This is a genomic window from Methanococcoides sp. DA23 (assembly GCF_057593895.1).
Genome location: NZ_CM172520.1, coordinates 1471219 through 1491781, shown reverse-complemented (window position 1 = coordinate 1491781; position 20563 = coordinate 1471219). Strand labels below are relative to the sequence as shown.

The 20563-nt window shown below is 41.9% G+C and carries 18 protein-coding genes; 9 read left to right on the top strand and 9 right to left on the bottom strand.

Annotated features, from left to right (window positions below):
• Positions 1–26: 26 nt before the first annotated feature.
• The 3 genes from AC20MK_RS07150 to AC20MK_RS07140 all read right to left on the bottom strand — a co-directional run bounded on the left by AC20MK_RS07150 (position 27) and on the right by AC20MK_RS07140 (position 4607).
• Entirely contained in the window at positions 27–2627 is a 2601-nt protein-coding gene (locus tag AC20MK_RS07150) for an S-layer protein domain-containing protein (protein WP_487355181.1), read from the bottom strand.
• Between the two features lie 118 nt (positions 2628–2745).
• Positions 2746–3582: a mechanosensitive ion channel family protein gene (locus AC20MK_RS07145; RefSeq protein ID WP_487355180.1), complete on the bottom strand. Its 837-nt coding sequence runs from the start codon at positions 3580–3582 to the stop codon at positions 2746–2748.
• Positions 3583–3584: 2 nt separating this feature from the next.
• Positions 3585–4607 (bottom strand): hypothetical protein, encoded by a 1023-nt coding sequence (locus AC20MK_RS07140; RefSeq protein WP_487355179.1) that lies wholly within the window; start codon positions 4605–4607, stop codon positions 3585–3587.
• 508 nt (positions 4608–5115) lie between these two features.
• Between AC20MK_RS07140 and AC20MK_RS07135 the strand changes: the two genes are divergently transcribed.
• Positions 5116–6726, top strand: coding sequence for a glycosyltransferase family 4 protein (locus tag AC20MK_RS07135; RefSeq protein ID WP_487355178.1), 1611 nt, complete (start codon positions 5116–5118; stop codon positions 6724–6726).
• 30 nt (positions 6727–6756) lie between these two features.
• On the opposite strand, the gene AC20MK_RS07130 is transcribed toward AC20MK_RS07135, so the two are convergent.
• Positions 6757–6999: a zinc ribbon domain-containing protein gene (locus tag AC20MK_RS07130; protein WP_487355177.1), complete on the bottom strand. Its 243-nt coding sequence runs from the start codon at positions 6997–6999 to the stop codon at positions 6757–6759.
• Positions 7000–7287: 288 nt separating this feature from the next.
• Between AC20MK_RS07130 and AC20MK_RS07125 the strand changes: the two genes are divergently transcribed.
• The 3 genes from AC20MK_RS07125 to AC20MK_RS07115 all read left to right on the top strand — a co-directional run bounded on the left by AC20MK_RS07125 (position 7288) and on the right by AC20MK_RS07115 (position 9086).
• The gene (locus AC20MK_RS07125; protein ID WP_487355176.1) at positions 7288–7524 is read left to right on the top strand and encodes a thioredoxin family protein; all 237 of its coding nucleotides are present in this window, start codon (positions 7288–7290) and stop codon (positions 7522–7524) included.
• A 58-nt stretch (positions 7525–7582) separates the two neighbouring features.
• On the top strand, positions 7583–7969 hold the full coding sequence (locus AC20MK_RS07120) for a putative zinc-binding protein (protein ID WP_487355175.1): 387 nt from the start codon (positions 7583–7585) through the stop codon (positions 7967–7969).
• 151 nt (positions 7970–8120) lie between these two features.
• Positions 8121–9086, top strand: coding sequence for a permease (locus AC20MK_RS07115; RefSeq protein ID WP_487355174.1), 966 nt, complete (start codon positions 8121–8123; stop codon positions 9084–9086).
• A gap of 114 nt (positions 9087–9200) precedes the next feature.
• On the opposite strand, the gene AC20MK_RS07110 is transcribed toward AC20MK_RS07115, so the two are convergent.
• The 3 genes from AC20MK_RS07110 to AC20MK_RS07100 all read right to left on the bottom strand — a co-directional run bounded on the left by AC20MK_RS07110 (position 9201) and on the right by AC20MK_RS07100 (position 12995).
• A complete protein-coding gene (locus AC20MK_RS07110; protein WP_487355173.1) occupies positions 9201–9794 on the bottom strand; it encodes a CBS domain-containing protein in 594 nt (197 codons plus the stop codon).
• Positions 9795–10218: 424 nt separating this feature from the next.
• Positions 10219–11802, bottom strand: coding sequence for a sensor histidine kinase (locus AC20MK_RS07105; protein ID WP_487355172.1), 1584 nt, complete (start codon positions 11800–11802; stop codon positions 10219–10221).
• 401 nt (positions 11803–12203) lie between these two features.
• Entirely contained in the window at positions 12204–12995 is a 792-nt protein-coding gene (locus AC20MK_RS07100) for a beta/alpha barrel domain-containing protein (RefSeq protein ID WP_487355171.1), read from the bottom strand.
• Positions 12996–13359: 364 nt separating this feature from the next.
• Between AC20MK_RS07100 and AC20MK_RS07095 the strand changes: the two genes are divergently transcribed.
• Together AC20MK_RS07095 and AC20MK_RS07090 are read left to right on the top strand one after the other, a co-directional pair.
• Positions 13360–14100, top strand: a complete 741-nt coding sequence (locus AC20MK_RS07095; RefSeq protein ID WP_487355170.1) for a Nif3-like dinuclear metal center hexameric protein — start codon at positions 13360–13362, stop codon at positions 14098–14100.
• Entirely contained in the window at positions 14097–14282 is a 186-nt protein-coding gene (locus AC20MK_RS07090; RefSeq protein WP_487355169.1) for a hypothetical protein, read from the top strand. The genes AC20MK_RS07095 and AC20MK_RS07090 overlap by 4 nt, the downstream gene beginning before the upstream one ends.
• Positions 14283–14336: 54 nt before the next feature.
• On the opposite strand, the gene AC20MK_RS07085 is transcribed toward AC20MK_RS07090, so the two are convergent.
• Positions 14337–14873, bottom strand: a complete 537-nt coding sequence (locus AC20MK_RS07085; RefSeq protein WP_487355168.1) for a tRNA (cytidine(56)-2'-O)-methyltransferase — start codon at positions 14871–14873, stop codon at positions 14337–14339.
• A gap of 5 nt (positions 14874–14878) precedes the next feature.
• Positions 14879–16399: an AMP phosphorylase gene (locus AC20MK_RS07080; protein WP_487355167.1), complete on the bottom strand. Its 1521-nt coding sequence runs from the start codon at positions 16397–16399 to the stop codon at positions 14879–14881.
• A 339-nt stretch (positions 16400–16738) separates the two neighbouring features.
• Here AC20MK_RS07080 and AC20MK_RS07075 point away from each other — a divergent pair, with 339 nt between their 5' ends.
• The 3 genes from AC20MK_RS07075 to AC20MK_RS07065 are packed head-to-tail and all read left to right on the top strand — an operon-like array spanning position 16739 to position 20539.
• A complete protein-coding gene (locus tag AC20MK_RS07075; protein ID WP_487355166.1) occupies positions 16739–18637 on the top strand; it encodes a type II/IV secretion system ATPase subunit in 1899 nt (632 codons plus the stop codon).
• Positions 18630–19550, top strand: coding sequence for a type II secretion system F family protein (locus tag AC20MK_RS07070; RefSeq protein WP_487355165.1), 921 nt, complete (start codon positions 18630–18632; stop codon positions 19548–19550). The genes AC20MK_RS07075 and AC20MK_RS07070 overlap by 8 nt, the downstream gene beginning before the upstream one ends.
• Positions 19551–19552: 2 nt before the next feature.
• Positions 19553–20539 (top strand): type II secretion system F family protein, encoded by a 987-nt coding sequence (locus AC20MK_RS07065; RefSeq protein WP_487355164.1) that lies wholly within the window; start codon positions 19553–19555, stop codon positions 20537–20539.
• The last annotated feature ends 24 nt before the right edge of the window (positions 20540–20563 follow it).

Sequence of the window (20563 nt, the reverse complement as noted above, 5' to 3'; positions counted from 1 at the left end):
TTACTTTCAATTTCGATCTCCTGATCTCAGTCCTCCTTTCTAGATCTCATTGCGACAAATGCTGCAGAGACCAGAATCAATACTGAAACGAAGATTCCCAGGCCCGGAATTCCACGAGTCACGGTGTAAGTTCCTGATTCGATTCCGATCTGGACTAGATATTCACCTGCTTCTGATTCAGTATGTGTGAACTCAACCGTGGTTTCCTCATCTACACCAAGGGTAACACTCTTGGAATCTACGACTTCTCCATTTATCTTGAGCCGTACATCGACATCGCCCTCATCGGTACCGGTGTTCATAACATCGATCATGATCGTTACAGCTTCCCCTGCATCGACCTCTGCAGGTGCTATAACGAGGTTAGAGAACTCAAATTCTGGTTCAAGAGCTATTACTTCGAGGTTAAACTCTGCATCCAGTAATCCTTCAGCTTGTGATGTTATCTTGTGAACTCCGGAATCCAGTACCTTGAAGGAAAGTGTGCCTTTTGCAGAAGTATTGCCTATCGAGACCCCATCATAGAATATCTGCGCGCCTGCAACCGGATCTGCACCGATGGCCTTTATCGTGGAAATTGTGATCGTATCTCCTTCATACACGACTTCAGGCGAGACTTCAATGGATACCTTTCTGGTCACATCATCAGGAGATATGACTTCCACTTCTTTATCTGCAGATGCAAATTCTTCTTTCTCAGCACTGACACTAAAAGTGCCTATCCTTGTCGGCCTATATGATATCGTGCCCTCATCAGAGGTCAGTCCAACCTCATCGCCATCGAATTCAACAAGTGCTTCGCTGACAGCTGCACCACGGAAGGTCACTTTTATGTCAATGGTATCACCCTGGACCAGCACAGAAGGCATTTCAATTGAAAGTGCCCGAGATGGGGGTGTGGTATGTGTTACGAATGGATAGTATCTGATAGTGTCGGAATCTGCGACTTTAAAGGAGATATCGCCCATGATCGGTATGGTCTTATCTTTTGAAAGTGCAATTGATTTCTCATTCTCCATCTCGATCGTCTGGGAGTTGATCCTCGTTATTTCCATCTTGTCGTAATTATCCCCATTATTAACTTCGACGAACTTCTCAGATATCTGGAACATTCCTTGCACAAAGACTGCATTTGTTTCCGTTCCTCTGAATATCTCTGTAAAATGGACTACTATTATTGGTACGTTCTCAGCGGATCCCAGATCCTTTTCAAATACTAGGTCAGCATTTGATTGTATGACCCCACTGTCAACCTCTTTGCCATTTCTCATCAGTGCGACCAATATCTTGTCACCGGAGATATCCACCTCTACGACCTCGATCTCATACCCTTCTTCGAGCACAAGGGACGAACCAGCGACAAGAGTACTCTTCTTGTCATTATCGATCAGCACTTTGGAGAGCTGACCCTCAGAAAGCATGCTTGTCTCATCAGTGAACCTGTTATCTGGGTACCCTGCAAAGTATTTCTCCGCCATGAACCCTACAACATTGAATTTGCCCCACTGGCCATACTCAAAGCTCACTTCCTCCGCCACTGTTGAATATACAAGGTCACCTTCTTCGATCGTCCTGCCATCAAGGCTTACTACCTCAAGTGATTCGGTTCCTATTCCCTCATCGATGTTGTAGTAGAAACCTTCAAAGTTGAGTGGTGTCCAGGTCATATTCTCTTCTTCAGTAATAGTGCCCCTAAGCTCATAGGTTCCGGGTGCCGTGAGGTCCAAAAATGGAGCAAATCTCAATGTATCATCGTCAGCTACAATAAACTTGAGTTTGCCCATGATGTCTATTGTCTTTCCTCTGCTAAGAGATATGCCCTCATTATTCTCCATTGATATCTCGCTTGCACTTACAGTTTGGATCTCCATTTTGCCAAAATCATCTCCACCATCGATCTCCACATACTGGTCCGAGATCTGGAAGGTACCCTGAACAAAGATCGCATTTGTTTCCGTTCCTCTGAATATCTCTGCAAAGTTTACAGCTATTATTGGTACGTCCTCAGCGGACCCCAAATCCTTTTCGTAAACATAGTCATTTCCTGAGGACAACACAGTACTTTCAACCTGTTTGCCATCCTTTGTAAGTGAAACAAGTACCTTGTTGCCGTCAAGGTCGACTTCAACTATGCTAAGCTTATAGCCTTCTTCCAGAACCAACGAGGATCCTGCGAAGAAAGACTTTTTGTCGTCATCATCTGTAAGCACTTTTGCCAGCTGACCTTCTGACATTAAACTGACATCATCCCTTGCAAATGCGGAGTCATCCGTGTATCCTGCAAAGTAACGCTCTGCCATGAAACCGATAACCTGGTATGAACCCCATTCATTGTGCTCAAAATCGGTTTCTACAGGCTTTGTAGAATAAACAAGATCACCGTCACCAATTGACCTGTCGGAATCACTGTCAAGATCGATGGTCAGTGTTTCCGAACTTATTCCGGAATCAAGATCATAATAGAATCCTGAATAGCTTTGAGCTGTCCAGGTGTATTCAAGCGTCATATTTGCATCTGCATCCCAGATCCTGTCTCCTGTGGCCCCCTGTGCAGATGCTGCGGTACATATCAAGCTGAATAGTATCAATATTATCAGCATATATTTAGCATGTGTGCTAATTTTCATAGTTTTACCCCCATTATCATGCCTCAAAATGGTTAATTCCAAGGCATACAGTAAAATTAGTATTCAATATTATTTAATATGTTTTTTTATATCCTTCATGATATGTTCAATGATCTCTTCATTGATCCTTTTGATCTGCCATTGAGCCGGAAGCTATTAAATTTGCACCTGGTGGTTTTATGCCCTTCTTTTTCAACTCTTTCCAAGCCCTGTTGCTTACGTCCGACTCAAAGTTGAATTCGTATCTAAGGTCACGTGTATATGCCTTTGCTCGAAGTCTTATGTAAAAAGGAAAGCCCTTGGTATGTATTGTAACTGGATGTTTTTCAGACATATAGACGAACCTTGAAGTTACTACTGCCTCCTTTAGTATCTTCCTGGCGATTTTCATATCAGACCCATGCTCAAGGAATATGTCTGTGATGACCATCATCTCGGAATTTCCAGAATTTGCACTTGATACTGATTGTGTGAATATGACATAATTTGGGATGGAAACGTAGTTATCATCTGGTGTGGTGATCGTCGTAGCCCTTATTCCGATGTCCTTTACCTCTCCATACTGGTCTCCGATCCTTATCTTGTCCCCTATCTGATAGGGCTTTTCGAATACTATTATAATTCCTCCGATCATATCTGCAAAAAGGTCTTTGAGTCCAAAACCTATTGCAGCACCGAGAAGTCCTCCAAAGAGGATAAGTTCCTGGGCAGATACCTCGAGAAGTTTAGCCATTATATAGTAAACTGTGTATCCGTATATTGAAAACTTCAAAATTGGAAGGAGCATCTTTATTTTAATTCTGTACTTTCCCACTTTCTCTGAGAAAGCTGTCAATAAAATAGAGATCACTCTTGTGACCATATATGCGATGACAAGCAGTGAGATTATGCTCAATAAAGTCCCGGTATCGATCGAGGGTATGCCTGCTAAACTTCCTACTTCTTCTCCAACCATGGTCACACCAACCTCGATCTTTTAAGGATGTTTGTAGCACATTTGAGCATTTCAGGCTTGATCGTGTACTGTTCCTCCTCACTGCTTATAATATCCTTTTTTGATAGTACTTGCAGTGCCCTTTCGATGTCAATATCATCTCCTGCAATTTCCATTATATCTGATCTACTGGTCTTCTGCATTGAAACTAAAATGGAGAGGATGAACGATTCATCATCATCAAGTTCCATGTCCTGGCATGGGTCCTTTATATCCCCCGGTTTTATCTGGGGATATATAAGGTATCGTTCCCAGATCGCTTTTGACATTCCTGGGTTGCCCTGTGAGGTGGAATATATCTTTTCAAAGACTTTTTCCTCTGGTGTGAGGATGATCTTTTTTCTTGAGATCTTGCCTTTTATCTGCCTGTAATTTACTTTTAAGTGGGGAATACCTATCTCTTTATTCAAAAAAGTAGTACTATCAATAACAACGCTTATCATCTTCTCTTTATGATCGGTTGGATCTTCAATGAATTGTATCTCTCCTTCTTTGTATTCGGAGAGTATGAATTGTCTTGCTTGCTCTTGTGTAAGCCCCTGGAGTTTTATCTGAACTGGGAAATATTTTCCTATTCCATGTGTATTTTCCAGATAATTCCAGGAATGGATGTTCCACGTGGTTATGTATTGTTTATTTTCCTGGGATGTAATATTCTTTAGAAAACGCTCTATAATATCGAATCCGCCGATCTTATGTCTATAGAGTAAGTGACAGTTTTCAATTATCTTTATCTTTTTTTGTTTTTCAGTCTCTTGCAGTTTTTTTTCATCTTTTATGACAGATGAAAGGGATATCATCTCTACCTTATTTTTGTTCATACTGCATATTTCGTTTATCAGGGTGGTCTTTCCTGCAAACGGTTCTGCTATTATGGCTATGCTTGTCCCTTTGCCATTTTTAAATTCATCAATAATGGATTGGATCTGTTCGATCTCATTTTCCAGTCCTATTATCGAAAGGCCAGCTTCCCCCGCCGTTTCCATAATATTAAATTGTGTTTTGATGCTAATATAATTAATGGATTTGTAGAGATCATTTTGATCAAGGAGTTTTGGATCACTGTTTCATTCATCTGTTATTCATTTGAGTCTCTTCTGGTCTATCGATCAGCAGGTATGCTGAAGTAAACTGATACAGGACGATGCCTGTTTTCACCTGTTGGTGAACTACCCTTGAATTTCATTATTTTTGAGCATATCTGCAGAGCCCACATGTTCACTTTTATAGAGGTCTAATGATGCGATAAGCGATCTGAAAATAATAATATTATTTAGACTTCCTGCCGTATTCCGTGTATGTGGTTATGAACAAATTAATACAGTAACAATTATGGATGCTAATATAAGAAAGAATCATTTATACCAGAAAATAGCATTGTTATTGGGGCTGTGAAATATCTTCAGTAATTTAGAGGACAACTCCAAATGATAATGTTAAATATGTATGCAAAGATTTTACTATCCATATCTAAAATAATTGGGTTGAAATACAATGGGGAAAAATTTAAAGATCGGGATGTTCTCTTGGGAGAGTTTACATTCTATAAAAGTGGGCGGTATAGCTCCGCATGTTTCCGAACTTGCTGAAGCTCTTGTGGAGGCAGGACATTCAGTACACATATTTACCAGAAATAATGGACTTGATCCATATGAGAAGGTCAATGGAGTTCACTATCATCGGGTAGAACATTCTCTCGCAGGAGGCATTGTCCAGCAAATGGATAGCATGTGTGATTCAATGTATTCGAGATTCCTTGATGTTACGAAGGAATATGGCAAGTTCGATATATTGCATGCACATGACTGGCATCCTTTCAATGTGGTTTCAAGGATCAAACATGAATTTGGTATACCTTTTATGTTCACATATCACAGTACCGAATGGGGGCGGAACGGTAACAAACATGGAAACTGGTGGGAAGCCGAGGAAATATCTCACAGGGAATGGAAAGCTGGCTATGAATCCGTGAAGGTCATATCTACGTCACAACAACTTACAGATGAGATCAAGTTCCTCTACCAGATACCTGATGAGAAGATATCTATCATTCCAAACGGTATCTTCCATGGAAAAATAAAAAAGGATGTTGATGCCGGTGAAGTGAAAGAAAGATTAGGTATTCATCCTCTCGCACCAGTTGTTCTGTTCATAGGACGTATGAGCTACCAAAAAGGTCCGGATCTGCTTGTTGAAGCTATCCCTAAAGTAATGGATCATCGCTGGGACACGAAATTTGTTTTCATCGGGGAAGGTGAAATGCGCCCTCCCTGTGAAGCTCTTGCAAATGCAGAAAATGTTTCAGATCATTGTCATTTCCTGGGATATGCGGATGATGAAACGGCCAGGGACTGGATCAATGCCTGTGATATTCTCTGTATTCCAAGCAGGAACGAACCGTTTGGGATCGTTGTTCTTGAAGGGTGGGATGCTGAAAGGACCATTGTCGCAACAGATGCTGTCCAAATAATCAATAATTTCGTTGATGGTATCCTTGTCTACAAAAATCCGGATTCTATTGCATGGGGCATAAATTACGTACTTGATAATCTCTCCAATAGTAGCATGAGAAAAGCTGGTAAAGAACTTATCGAGACCAGGTACAACTGGCTCAAGATCGCAGAAAATACAAGTGAAGCATACAATTTGGATAATCAAAATGATTGGATGCATGGGACGACACTTGGTAACTCAAAAAAATTTCGGTGGAAAATTGATGATGATCTCAACCTTTCCATAAGTAGGGAATATAATTCGTCAAATGGTACACTCAAGGTTGATAAGCTTATAACGAAAGATGAATTGAAAAAATTGGATGATTATATGGCAGAGGGACAGTGGGAAACTCTCTCAAATAACGTATCAAAATTAAGAAACGGTACCGAAAAAGAAGGAATTGGCAAATTCCTTTATAGTGATCTCCATTGGACAAATAAAGAAGCTCGATTATCAAGCCAAATCGGCTCAATATTCTATCGAGCTGGGGTTTGGGAGTACAATGGAAAAAAGAGGGGAATTCAATTTCGAAGAATAACAGATGAGTGGCAAAAGTTGATGAAAAGCTACTATGGTGGATTCAGTGAACTACCACATGCTTACGAATGAGGCTTCCTGATTCATTCTTTGAACTATCGTTCAGTGGAAACCGCATACAGTACATAATTTAGAAGATGGGTCTAACTGACCGATCTTCAATAATGTTTTTCCGTACCAATCTGCTTTATATTCGAGTTGTCGGAAAAACTCACTCCATGAAACATCACTTCTCGCTTGTGCAAAACAATGATCTTTTAACATGCCTGAAACATTCAAGGTTTCTAATGCAATTGCTTGTTTCTCTCTTATGAGTTTAGAAGTGTTTTTGTGCAGGAAATCCATTCTATGATCTCGTATTTTTCGTGAATTTTTGCCATGACGTGCCTTGATCAATTTCTGTTATTTGATTATTTTTGTTTCTTAATCATATGTTTTTATAAGATTTTCATTCTACCAATGCTGTTTGGAATATGTTTGGAAGTTGCAATGTATTTCAAATTAATTTGAAACCGAAATCTATAAATATCCATTTCAACATTATTTGAAATAGAAAGTTTCAATATTATTTGAAATACTTTCAAATTGCTCAAGTAACAAAGATCGTTATAAATAAAGACTGGATGTGATCGTATGAAAATAGAAATACTCGGTACGGGATGTGCAAAGTGCGTCAAGACAAAAGAAGTAGTTGAAAAAGCCCTCCAGGAAAGCGGACTCCAGGCGGATGTTGTCAAGACTGAAGATTATGAGACCATTCTTTCCTATGGTGTAATGATCACTCCCGGGCTTGTCATTGACGGTGAGGTAATGATCGCCGGCAGAATCCCCAGTGTGGACAATGTTAAAAATTGGATCACCGGACAATAATACAGCCCCATGTCCATGATACGGTATTAAGATCATAAAATCGAAAAAGGTGTTGAAAATGACTGAAAGTATGAAATGTGGCTGTGAATGTGAGTGTGAGTCAGAGATCGTTGGTATCTATCCATGTTCAGGCTCAGCGAATGTGGGCATCATCTCTAACCAGCTGGCAATAGGACTGACAAAAGCCGGAAAGGGCAAGATGCTGTGTACCGCCGGAATAGGTGCTAAGATCCCTGGTCAGTTGAAGTCTGCAGAAGGGTGTGACAGGGTGGTTGTGATAGATGGCTGTCCAATGAACTGTGCCTCTAAAATTTTCGAGAACGTCGGGATAGCAGTGGATGGACATATAGTTGTCACTGAACTTGGCGTGAAGAAGACAAGGGATATGGATATCGAGGATTCGGTGATCTCAGAGAGTCTGGAAAAGTGTGTCAAGCTTTTCTGATCGCTCCCTGTGATAATTGTGAAAACGAAATGGATGCTAAAATGTAATGCATCCACTAAAACAGTGATGTTCTAAAATACATGACAGGTGCGAGCCAGCCATATAATTCAAAGATGCTGGTCCCTGTTTATTTACTCTGGAGGAAATGATAATGGTTGACGTGTTCTATCCCATGCAGTGGGTAGCAGATAAGGTCACCTACGATCTACTTGGGATCGAAGCTACTACAGGTCTTGCAAAAAGCCTGAATTTTATCATCTACGATGTACTGAAGATATTTGCACTTCTTTCTGTAATGATCTTCCTTATAGCTTACATGAGGTCCTATATTACTCCTGAGAAATCCAGAAGGATACTTGGAGGTAAAAAAGGACCGGTATACAATGTAGCTGCATCACTTGTGGGTACTGTCACCCCGTTCTGTTCATGTTCATCCGTTCCGATCTTCATCGGTTTCATTGAAGCGGGAGTACCTCTTGGTGTGACATTTTCATTCCTCATCACCTCACCCCTTGTTAATGAAGCGGCCATTGCTGTGCTTTGGGCCACACTGGGATTCAAGGCTACTGCACTCTACGTTGTTTCAGGTGTCGTTATCGGTGTTGTCGGAGGTTCTGTAATAGGCCTGCTCAAGCTGGAGAAGCACGTTGCAGGTTTTGTCTATGATGTTCACTCCTTACCTTTTAAGGAAGCTGAGATGAGCTCCAGGCAGAGGTTCGATTACGCTTCTGATGAGGTCAAGAGCATTGTAGGAAATATCTGGTTCTATGTCATTATAGGTGTAACTCTTGGAGGTATATTTCACGGATTTGCTCCAGAAGGAATACTTGCACAGTATGCAGGAAAAGATAATCTCCTCGCTGTCCCGGTTGCAGTATTAGTAGGCGTCCCTCTCTATTCCAATGTCATGGGTCTGATCCCCGTGGTTGAAAGTCTTATTGGAAAAGGACTCCCCATCGGTACTTCTCTGGCATTCCTTATGTCTGTCACTGCAGTATCACTGCCTGAGATGATCATACTGAAAAAGGTCCTGAGCAATGAACTGATCGCCCTTTTCGTGGCGATCGTGGCATTAGCTGTGATATTCACAGGCTATATGTTCAATGCGGTCCTGTAAAAATGGATGCCGGATGAGCAAGATATTGGATCTTGCTCTTCTTGCTTTTTCCAAAAATATCAATAGGGCTCTTCCACTCCAATACTTCCATTGTGCAGCTCAGTGATCTTCCCTTTAATCTTCTTCATCTCTGCAGCTCTCGCACAATATTCTTCCATTTACCGTTGCAAGATCAACTAAATAGTAACCACATCTCTGGCATATTCCCCCATGATATTCCTCTTCCGCCATAACATATTCCTCGTGGTTCATTTCGATATGGTCAGCCAGTATCGTAGTCAATCCGGGTGTTATCATAAGTAGGTCCCTGACTGTGATTATACCCTCGATCTTCCCATTCTGCATTACAGCAAGCCTGCGGATATTGGTCTTAGACATTATCTTAGAAGCATCTATGACATTCGTGGATGGTTTGATCATTATCAAGGGGGAAGACATGAGCATGGAAGCAGAGACATTTTCAGGTTTCTTGTTCTTTGCCGTTATCTTTTTCATCATATCTCTTTCAGTTATGATTCCCACTGCTTCACCGTTCTTTGTTACGATTATGCTGCCCACATTGTGCTTTATCATCTCCTTTCCGACTTTTAGAGCACTTTCCTCGATATCTGTGGTGATCACTTTTTCTGTCATTACTTCCTTGACCGAGATATATTTCTCGATCTCTTTGATAGATTCGTCTGTCTCTTGATCATTTATAGTGTCCATAACCAGTTTCCCCCATTCCTATTTTTAAAAATGAGATGTTAATCCCACTGTACTATTAATTTCCCACTATTCAGAAAGTTTGTTTTTGATTATATATATGTGCTTGTGTTCAATTTAACTCCTTAATGCAGCTAGGGTGATAATTGAGAATTATGGTCGAGATGAGTCGATCACAATGAAATTATTTCGAAATTGAGCTATGTCTCTATGAGTCGTTTACTTTGGATGCTAGTGTGAAGGGGGAGTTTGGGAAATGGGCCTGAATGTCTTTAGGTTCAGGGTGAGTGTTTTTCGCAGTAACTGCAAATGTTCTTAAGGTCGGTCACTGACGTATGTATTATGAATTGAGGATCTCTGCAAAGTTCCCAGCTTCCTCTCTGCAGGCCAAAGAAAGTTCTTTATACTTCACCCGAAAAAATGAGCCTCATGCTTTCTTTACCGTTACCCAGAAAACACTGCCCTTTGCAGCAGGATTGTCTTCCACTCCAATGTGTCCGCCGTGCAGCTCGGTTATCTTCTTTGCTATAGCAAGCCCGAGCCCTGTACCCTTGACACCACTTTTGTCCACTCGCTTGAAACGTTCGAACAACTTCGGCTTGTCCTCATCTGCAATACCTGGACCAAAGTCTGTGACAGTTACTTTCCACTCGTCACCGGAATCCAGTATATCTATGATCACTCTTTCTTTTTCGGGACTGTATTTTATGGCGTTTGATAGGAAATTGACAAAGACCTCTTCTATCATGGGATTTACCTTTGCCACATATGCACTATCAGGCATTACTTCGATGTTCATACCCCTTTCATCGATCTGGAGTTTGAGATTTTCCACGATCTTCCTTAACATCAGGGCAATATCCATGTCCTTGAACTCTATATTCTCAATGGTATCCAGTTTTGCAAAGCTGGCTGCACTCCTGATCATCTCGATAAGTTTTTCGTTGTTCCTGTCGATGGTCTGCAGGATCTTTATCCTTTCCTCATCTTCCTCACTCTCGAGCAGGATGTCGGTATATCCTTTAACTATCCCTGCCGGATTGAGTAGATCATGGCGCAAAATATCTGTAAAGAGGTCTTTCATCTCATTAGACTTTTTTAACTGATCTGCATGTTCCCTGAGGTTCTCGATACCTTCTCTGCGTTGCATGAGATTCCATAATCCCTGCATCAGCAACGTTAATTGCCGCACGTCTGATCTATCATAATCCCCATCCTTGTTGCCCACCCCGGCGGTGGCAACTATTCTTTCCCCTTCGAACACAGGTATGGTCAGGTAATTGAACATCTCCACATGACCGGGTGGAAATCCTTTCTTGAGGGGGTCAGGAGCAAGGTAATCATTGACTATGATTGGCTTCCTTTGTCGTATGGGCTCTCCCCAGAGTCCGATATTTTTCACAGGATACACGAATTTCTTATCCGGGATAGTACATTCCTGCATCACACTATTGGACCATGTGTGCATTATTAGGAGGCTCTCATCTTCGTTGAGAAATGCAATGTAACCGATTGTGCTCTGCGTAAGCCTGACAGCTTGTTCATGCACAAAATCAGCTATCTTCTGCATTGGAACTTCGGTCATCTGTTCAAGTTCCAGGAGGGCCTCAAGACGATACTCGTCAAGCTTCAGGGCATTTTCCATTTCTACCCTTGAAGTTACATCTTCCAGGATACAAACAGTACCATGGGGGGTATCCTGGTCCGAGATACCAGGACTGCAGTATATCTCTATCTCTATCTCTATCTCTATTGCATCATCCTTTTCAGGAGGATGAAAATTGACCTGATATTGTGCAGACTCTCCAGAAAGGGTTGTTCCGATAATATTTTGCATGTCTTCATCTATGAAAATATCGGCCATGTTCGAACCGACAATGTCCTTTTTCTGCATATTGAGAATACTGGTGAGTTTTTCATTGCAGAAGGTGATCATCCCATTCTCATCGAAGTAAATGATGCCCAGTGGAGAACTTTCAAAGATCATGCGATAGTAATTATCAGATTCCAATTGTCACACCTCATTCCATAGTTTGTCTGGTCCACAAGCAAAAGATCATGTGGGATATATCGATCAAGGAGCTTATTACATCGTGAAACTAAGTTTACCGCTCATAATATTCAGTAACTCTTTGTGTTCAAGTTCTTCATGTTTAGACATTTAAGACCCCCAGTTGCCTTACATTAATTTTGTGATTACTTATTATTTACTTATTATGCTGGCAGAATGCATATAGCACAAATGGTAATTAAAAGTATTATCACTAATTTATGGGGTTTCAGGGGGTCAACAGAGAAAGCTAAAGACTTCATTTCTCTGTGAAAAATTGATATTCTTCAGGACCTTACGTTATTAAGATAATGCTATTCTTCCTATCGATGGGAAATATTGGGATCTTGACAACATCCCGTTCACAACCTCTCTATATTAGTTGTAAGGTCGAAAGGCTCTGCATAGAATGGGGCTGTGGTAACGACAAAATCCACTGAAGCTGCATATTTGGGGATGTCCTCGAATGAAATACCGCCGACAGCAAGCTCGAGCTTTGGATTTATCTCTCTAAGCTTTGGTGCCACTTCCTTCAGTTCCTCGGGGCTGTAGTGGTCGAGTAGCAGGATATCCGCTATGGTGGCGTACTGGAAAACTTCTTCTTTTGTGCGTGGTTCTATCTCTATCTTCCTCATTGCCCTGAGCTTATCAAAGGAACCGACCACGTTGAAGTGGTTCTGTGTTATCAGTATGGAATCACTAAGGGAATTTCGATGATGGTCCCCGCCACCGACATGTACGGACCTTAATTCGTATTTACGAAATCCGGGATGTGTCTTTCTGCTTGTGGCTATCATGATGTCAGGATTCACTTCTTTTGCACTGTCCACCATTTTCCTTGTCTTTGTGGCAATGGCGCAGGTCATTGAAAGGAATGTCTGTGAGATCCTCCAGAGCTTGAAAAGTTTACGCAGGTCGCCTTCCGCTTCAAAAAGCACAGCATTCTCTGCAAACTCCTTCCCGTTTTCGAGATGCATGTTCACTTTCAGGTCTTTCTTCTCATAGAATTCTGCCAGATCATCTGCACAGGAGGCAATACCGGGATCTCTTGACCTTATTGTCAGACTTCCTTCTCCTTCTATGCCGAGCAGTTCTGTGGTCTCATCTCCGTAGGGGCAATCCTCAAGCAGATAATGTTCGAATTCTTCGATCATGGTTTCACCTATTGTTTCATAATTTTGATATAACATCATATCTGTTAAAAATACGATCGTATGACCACTTTGGTCAATAACTGCTGTTGTTCTGACGGAGTAGATGAACGGACAATGTGGCAGTTCTAATGGAGAGCTTAGTGGAAATCAGCTATCCAATTATGCCTGTTTGCAATATTTAGCGGTCATACATTCGAATTTAACATAGTCTAAGCAAGCGTTATGTATGAACGAACATAACGGTTATAAATGTATCGATTTGGCAATGTTTCATTGTTTAAGCTGCTTAAATTTGACATTTTTGGCTCAACTTGGTCTTGTTTTTCCGATAACTTGATATTTCCAAGAATTTTATTGATATAACATGGAGCTATCAAAAGTAGTCGAAACACTTGAGGAGATCGCCCCTCCTGAACTTGCAGAGGATTTCGATATTGGGCGAATAGGTCTAACCCTTGATCTCGACAATGATATCAAAAAGATCGCAGTTGCACTTGATCCTACCGAATATGTGCTGGAGCGTGCAGCACAGATAGGTGCAGACCTACTCATTACCCATCACACATTGATATTCCATTCTGTGAACCTGATCTCAAAGGAACTTGCAGGCCTGCTGAAAATTGCACTCGACAATGGTATCTCCCTTTATTCGATGCACACGAACTATGACAGCTCAAAAGGCGGTGTGAACGATGTGCTCGCCCAAAGTATGGGGCTTAATGATGTATATGATGTGGGTATGGGGCGTATTGGTACTATTGATGAATGTCCTTTGGATGTGTTCATCGACCATGTGGCAAAAAGTCTGAACACCCATCTTCAGTATGTTGGGGAAAAGGATACTATTAAAAAAGTAATGGTCTTTGGTGGTAGTGGTTTCAAGGATGAATATCTCGATATCGCAAGGGACAACGATGTGGATGCCTATGTTTCCGCTGAACTGAAACACGATGTTCTCCGCAGTTATGATGATCTGCTCCTGATAGATGCGACCCATTATGCAACAGAGAACCCTGCAATGGAAACTCTCTGCGAACGTTTGAAGGACCTATTAAAGCTCGATGTTGAATTCATTGCGAACGATCCTTTCATCAAGGTGAGATGATGGCAGAAAAAGAACATGAAGAACTTTCCGATGAAGAACTGGACGAACTGATGATGGAGCAGTCAAAAGCACCTGGTTGCAAGAAACACCGCGGTTATGGGAAGTTCGATAAACCTCCGGTCAATAGGGGTGTTGCGGCCGCTTCTTCCGAAGAAGGTGACGACGAGTTCAATGAAAAGTAAAGTAAAAAAGAAATGCTGGATCGAAAATCTCAAAAAGAGTAGACCAAATTGGTCTCACTCTTCTACAATATTGTTAATAACTCGTTTTCCTCGTTCCATTGGAACAATCGTGAGTTCCGCATCTCCAAATTCAAGATTTAGCGGCTCTTCCTGTGAGATCCTGTCCATGGTGAGGGCGACAGCAGCGACTTCGGAATGCGGCTGATTACCAACGGCAACATTCCAGTCGGCCAGATTATATATCTCCGTGGGTACCTTTTCAGCACCGACCACTATCATGAGCTTGTCGCACAACTTGATCTCTCCGGCAGCATCAGGAAGATTGATCCCGTACATGGAAAGGTGGCATACTTTACCGCCTTCCTCTTTCCATTTTTCTATCTCGCTCTTCCAGTTGACATCATTCTCAACATAGAAATCGCCACCCCAGCGCTCGGCTACATCCTCGATGGCATTCTTAATGCCTTTATCATTTGATGCCAGGAGCATACCTTCAGCACCGAGGGCGCGAGCTGTAAGGCCTACGTGGGTGGTAATTCTTTTATCTCTCTCTGGACGATGTCCGAGTCGGAGGATCACAATCCTTTGCATTTTAATTATATCTCCTTGAAACTCTGGATGCGCTCCAGCATCATTCCCTCTACAATGAACGGTGGTCTTTCCTTAGCGCTCTTGGCCGCGTTTTCAAGTTTCGATTTCTTCTCTGCATAAATGGTCATCACAGGATCTCCTTCTTTCAAAGGTTCTCCCTGTTTCCTATGCAAACGTATTCCTGCACCTTTATCGTTAGGTGCTCCTGCAAGCCTTGCGATCTGAACTAGACGCTTGTTATCCATCTCAAGTATATATCCGTTAGTGGGGGCAATGATATCTTCAGTGAATTCTCCCACAGAAATGTCCTTGTGGGTCACATCAGGATTTCCACCCTGTACCTTGATTATTTCTCTGAATTTCGCCAGTGCTTTTCCGTTCTTGAGGGTCTCAATGGCAAGGTCATATCCCTGATCTTTGTTAGCTACATTTCCCATCTCAAGAAGCATTCCTGCAAGTGATGCACTCTTCTCTATCAGGCTGTTTGGCCCCTCAAAGCTCTCAAGGACCTTCAATGCCTCGATCACCTCAAGTGCAGGTCCGATAGTGCGCCCCACAGGTGATGCGCCATAGGTCAGAGCACAATCCACATCCATACCAAGCCTGTCTCCTAGATTGATCAAGTCTCTTGCGAGCTTTCTTCCTTCCTGTACGTTCTTGATCTTCGTACCGGGTCCTGTGGGTATGTCCATTACTACATGGTCGGCACCAATAGCACCTTTCTTTGCCATGATAGACGCAAGCATCTGGCAATGAGGGTCAATTGAAAGTGGATATTCTACCTTTATGAGCTTATCATCTGCAGGTGCGATGTTAGTAGCACCACCCCATACAAGTACGCCACCAACCTCTTCGGTCATCCTTTTAATTTCAGCAGCATTGAACTCCACGGGTGCAAGTATCTCCATAAGGTCTGCGGTTCCTCCTGCGCCAGTGATGGCTCTTGAGCTGGTCTTTGGGATAAGTAATCCGTTTGCAGCTACTATCGGAACGATGAGCAATGATATCTTATTACCGGGAACTCCGCCGATGGAATGTTTGTCCATTATCGGATGGCTATCGAATTCTAGCTTGTCTCCAGAATCTATCATGGCACGAGTAAGCCATTCGGTTTCATCATCGGTCATGTCATTTATATATGTGGCAGTGAGGAATGCAGCAATTTCTATCTCGGCAAGGTTCTCTTCGACAATATCCTTAACAAGTAGGTCTATCTCTTCCTTTGTGAGCTTCTGTCCATCCATAGTCTTCCTTATAATATAGGTTGATTTTGGTTTTTCAGCAGGGAATACCTCGACCGTCTCAGTCCATTCCTTATTCAGTGCCTCCTTTACTTCATGGTATAGCCCTATCATTCCGGGTGATATCATATCTTCCGTAAAATCCACGATGGCTGTTAGGGTCTCGTGGTTCTTTATGCGTATCCTATCTCCTTCATGGACACCTAGCTCCTTAGCATCAATTGTGTTCAGGATAACTTTATATTTGCCTACTTTGACATCAATGGGTTGTACTTTTAGTTGCATTGTTTCACCTTTATCTTTTTAGTACTTTCATTTTTCTGGATATATAGGTTTACATTGGCTGACATTTCTGGGGTGGGTTGATGCTAGTTTTACTTCTTGTATAACCAATAATCTTTTATAAAACGCTACTATAATAATTATAATGATGGTGATGCTGTGCAACTTGTAGTAATCGTATGCACTCATTCTGCACAATAATGAAGACATATCATGGGGGTAGGTCCTATATTTTGGTCCATCAAAGAATATCGATCACAAAGGGTTTGGTAGAATGGTAAAAAGTTCTGATACTGGATTCGACGCAAAAAAAACGAAAATATGTCTGCGGAGAATATTGCAATGAATACAATAGATGTGGTAGTGGATGACTTGTCATCAAGTCCATCTTCAGAAGAAGTGGGTAAGGGCAAGTCTTCGGAAGATCAATTGTCAAATATTGTAGAGGTTGTTGAGGGTGATTCTCAGGCTGAGCTACTTTCTAAAGAAGAGGTCGACGGCGATATTGAGGAGTTACTTGATCTTGCCGATGAAAATGTTGACGATTCCTCTAAGTTACCGGATGAGATCAATTCAGCATGGGAAAAGACCCTGAGAGAACTTGGTGCAAAGAAAAGCATTCCAAAGGATCTTCCTCTTGAGATCAAACCGGATTCGTTTTTCAAGAAGTTCTTGAGTATGATCAGCGCAAAAGCTTTTGAACTGGAAGATTATGATCTCGCAAAACATGGTCCTCTTGTGGAAATAACTCTTCCAGAAGGTTCTGCTTATAAAGAAATGGAATTCTATAATGTGAATCCGCCATATTCTTACATTAGGGTAGCTTATAATCCTGAAATTCATGAATACCTGTACCAGGTACTTGAACCTGAACTTTCCAAAGAGGAAACAAGGCTCTTCAAGATGATAAAAGAACGTCTTGGCGAAGTTATGGATGTTCATCTGAAAAGTATGAACAGACTTGATTCCGAAGAGTATTTGAGGTCAAATGTTAATTCTTTCCTTATCGATTACAGGATCAGACTCACCTCCGTAACTCGCGAGAAGATCAATTATTACATTATTCGTGATTATCTTGGTTATGGTGAAGTAGATGCCATTATGCGTGATCTTGAGATCGAGGATATTTCAGGTGATGGTCCGAACACTCCTGTTTATGTATATCATAAAAAGTATGAATCCATACCTTCCAATATAATTTTCGATGATGAAGATGTATTAAATGATCTGATCATAAGGCTAGCTCAAATTTGTGGCAAACATATTTCCATTGCGAATCCGATCCTGGATGCAACATTGCCTGATGGTTCCCGTATACAGATGACTCTTGGAAGGGAGATCACCACAAGGGGAAGTACTTTTACTATTCGTAGATTCAATGAGAATCCAATTATGCCTGCTGATCTTGTAGGATATCATACATTTTCTACTGCAATGCTTGCATATCTCTGGCTTGCTGTTGATTCAAGTAGGAGTCTTATTTTCGCAGGCGGCACTGCTTCAGGCAAGACCACTGCGATGAATGCCGTTTCCACTTTTATTCAGCCTGAAATGAAAATTGTTTCCATCGAAGATACAAGAGAATTGAACCTTGCTCACCCTAATTGGATACCTGGTGTTACGCGTGATGCTTTTGGAGGTGAAAATAAAGGTTCCATTGAGATGTATGAACTTTTGAAGGCTGCACTTCGTCAGCGTCCGGAATTTATCCTCGTGGGTGAAGTTAGGGGTGCCGAAGCATATGTGCTTTTCCAGGCGATGTCCACAGGGCACACAACATTTTCCACTATGCATGCAGATTCCGTATCATCGATCGTACACAGGCTTGAGAATCCTCCCATCAATGTGCCCAGGATCATGATCCAAGCACTTGATATTGTAGCAATTCAGGCACAGGTAAAAATTGGGGATGAGAGGGTAAGGAGATGTAAATCACTTACCGAGATCATAGGAGTTGATCCGAGAACTGGTGAACTTCTGACGAACGAAGTATTTGTATGGAATGCAGCAACAGACATGTTCCAATATTCCGGTCGTTCCTATATCCTTGATGATCTAATGGAATCAAGAGGCTGGGATGATGCCAGGGTCAAGGAAGAATTGCAGCAGCGTCAAGACGTCATCGAATGGACGCGCTTGAAGAATATCACATACTTCAGGGATTTCTCCAAGATAGTGGTTGCGCACAGGCGTGAGCCTGAAACATTAATGAAAGTTGTAAGGCAGGATCTGAATGGATAAATATCTCAATATAGCTTTTGCGCTTTTTGGTAGATACTATATGGACAAACGTTCAAAGTATTTCAACTTAAGGCAAAATCTACTAAGGTCCAGGATGAATATGGGATATGATAGGTATCTTGCTGGCGTCCTCATGGCATCTATCATCGCCACATTATGTATATTTCTCCTATTCCTTTTTGTTATAGCACTCATTGGTGTGCCGGTGATAGAGGCGAACCAATTTGGTTTTCCAGCGTGGACTGCTGCTTATCGTCCTTACCAGCCTATCCTGGTAGCGGTCTTTGGAGGTTTTACTATTGCAGCTTTATGTTTTGGCAGTGTTTATTCCTTCCTGAACTATTACCCTGCCATTGTTGCAGGTGATAGAAAACGTAGGATCGAACAGATGTTGCCTTATGCTATCAACTATATGTCTGCAATGTCTGGCGCGGGGGTTCTTCCAGTCGATCTTTTCCGTGCTCTTTCAAACAATGACATCTATGGTGAGATGTGTGTTGAAGCAAAGTACCTTGTACGTGATCTGGAAGTTCTTGGCAGCAACCTTGTGTCTGCAATGAAGAACCTTGCATCTGCAACACCATCTCCGATGTTACAGGAATTCCTTCAGGGTGCGATCACCGTTGTAACTTCTGGTGGCGAGCTTGATCCATATTTCAAGATAAAGGCTGAACAGTATATCATTGATAACAGGCAGAGGCAGAAAGAGTTTCTGGAAACTCTCGGTCTTCTTGGTGAGACCTATGTTACTGCATTTGTAGCTGGTCCTTTGTTCCTTATTATCACAATAGCTATTGTATCACTCATGGGTGGTGCGGATGATATGTTCCTATACATTCTTGTTTATGGCCTGATCCCAGTTGGAAGTGCGATGTTTCTCGTGGTAATAAGTTTACTAACTCCGGAGGAATGATCATGAAGTTCAATAAAAAGACCGGAAGAAATATTGTTGAAATTGATGAACTTGATGAGGATCAGCTCAGTGCCCATGAAGAGCAGGTCATCCTAATGAAGCTTGATGATGTCAAGAAAGATGACCGTTTAAGAGATTTTATGAAGGATCCCAAAGGTTCCTTTTCAACATATCCTTATTATGCCATGATCTTCAGTGGACCGGCAGCAATTATATTCATGATCGCTGGTTTGTACTTGACCTGGGGAACACCCGGCATTGATAATGTTCTAATTATTTCAAGCTGGATATTTATGCTCCCTCCTGCATTGACATACTATCGTAAAGCAAGTTACATCAACAAGGTAGAGGAATATCTTCCAAATTTTCTTCGTGATATTGCAGAGATGAGCAGAGCAGGTCTAACCCTTCCGTCTGCTGTAGGGACTGTTGCAAAAGGTGAATACGGTGAAATGACCGCGGAGATCCGTAAGATGGATGCTTCTCTTTCCTGGGGTATCTCTTTTGAGGACACGCTTGAGAATTTCGGAAAAAGGATGAACACCAGTCTTATTACCCGGTCAGTCGCACTTATCACTCAGGCAAATCGTGCGGGAGGTCGTGTTTCTTTTGTCCTCGAGGCTGCTGCAAGGGATGCAAGTGAGATCAAGACCCTTGAAAGGGAGCGCCGTGGTAACATGGCTGTTTATGTTGTGATCAGTTACATGTCATTCTTTGTATTCATTTTCGTGATATTGATGCTGGCCACAAAGTTCGTTCCTACTATGCACATGGCAAGTGTGGCTTCATCTTCTGCACCTGCCGGTGGTTCTTTCATAGGTAGTTTCGATGCTGATAATTTTGTACGCATACTTTTCCATGCCACCATCATCCAGGGTTACATGAGTGGCCTTGTTGCAGGGCAGATGGGGGAAGGGAAGTTGAGTGCCGGGCTGAAACACTCTTTCGCCCTGACGCTAGTTGCATGGCTTTCATTCATAGTGCTTTAAACAGTAACTGGACTATGAATGTTG

Excerpts from the sequence above, each read along its gene's own strand:
- AC20MK_RS07150 (WP_487355181.1), bottom strand. The coding sequence starts at position 2,627 with ATGAAAATTAGCACACATGCTAAATATATGCTGATAATATTGATACTA.
- AC20MK_RS07145 (WP_487355180.1), bottom strand. The coding sequence starts at position 3,582 with ATGGTTGGAGAAGAAGTAGGAAGTTTAGCAGGCATACCCTCGATCGAT.
- AC20MK_RS07140 (WP_487355179.1), bottom strand. The coding sequence starts at position 4,607 with ATGGAAACGGCGGGGGAAGCTGGCCTTTCGATAATAGGACTGGAAAAT.
- AC20MK_RS07135 (WP_487355178.1), top strand. The coding sequence starts at position 5,116 with ATGGGGAAAAATTTAAAGATCGGGATGTTCTCTTGGGAGAGTTTACAT.
- AC20MK_RS07130 (WP_487355177.1), bottom strand. The coding sequence starts at position 6,999 with ATGGATTTCCTGCACAAAAACACTTCTAAACTCATAAGAGAGAAACAA.
- AC20MK_RS07125 (WP_487355176.1), top strand. The coding sequence starts at position 7,288 with ATGAAAATAGAAATACTCGGTACGGGATGTGCAAAGTGCGTCAAGACA.
- AC20MK_RS07120 (WP_487355175.1), top strand. The coding sequence starts at position 7,583 with ATGACTGAAAGTATGAAATGTGGCTGTGAATGTGAGTGTGAGTCAGAG.
- AC20MK_RS07115 (WP_487355174.1), top strand. The coding sequence starts at position 8,121 with ATGGTTGACGTGTTCTATCCCATGCAGTGGGTAGCAGATAAGGTCACC.
- AC20MK_RS07110 (WP_487355173.1), bottom strand. The coding sequence starts at position 9,794 with ATGGACACTATAAATGATCAAGAGACAGACGAATCTATCAAAGAGATC.
- AC20MK_RS07100 (WP_487355171.1), bottom strand. The coding sequence starts at position 12,995 with ATGATCGAAGAATTCGAACATTATCTGCTTGAGGATTGCCCCTACGGA.
- AC20MK_RS07095 (WP_487355170.1), top strand. The coding sequence starts at position 13,360 with ATGGAGCTATCAAAAGTAGTCGAAACACTTGAGGAGATCGCCCCTCCT.
- AC20MK_RS07090 (WP_487355169.1), top strand. The coding sequence starts at position 14,097 with ATGATGGCAGAAAAAGAACATGAAGAACTTTCCGATGAAGAACTGGAC.
- AC20MK_RS07085 (WP_487355168.1), bottom strand. The coding sequence starts at position 14,873 with ATGCAAAGGATTGTGATCCTCCGACTCGGACATCGTCCAGAGAGAGAT.
- AC20MK_RS07080 (WP_487355167.1), bottom strand. The coding sequence starts at position 16,399 with ATGCAACTAAAAGTACAACCCATTGATGTCAAAGTAGGCAAATATAAA.
- AC20MK_RS07075 (WP_487355166.1), top strand. The coding sequence starts at position 16,739 with ATGAATACAATAGATGTGGTAGTGGATGACTTGTCATCAAGTCCATCT.
- AC20MK_RS07070 (WP_487355165.1), top strand. The coding sequence starts at position 18,630 with ATGGATAAATATCTCAATATAGCTTTTGCGCTTTTTGGTAGATACTAT.
- AC20MK_RS07065 (WP_487355164.1), top strand. The coding sequence starts at position 19,553 with ATGAAGTTCAATAAAAAGACCGGAAGAAATATTGTTGAAATTGATGAA.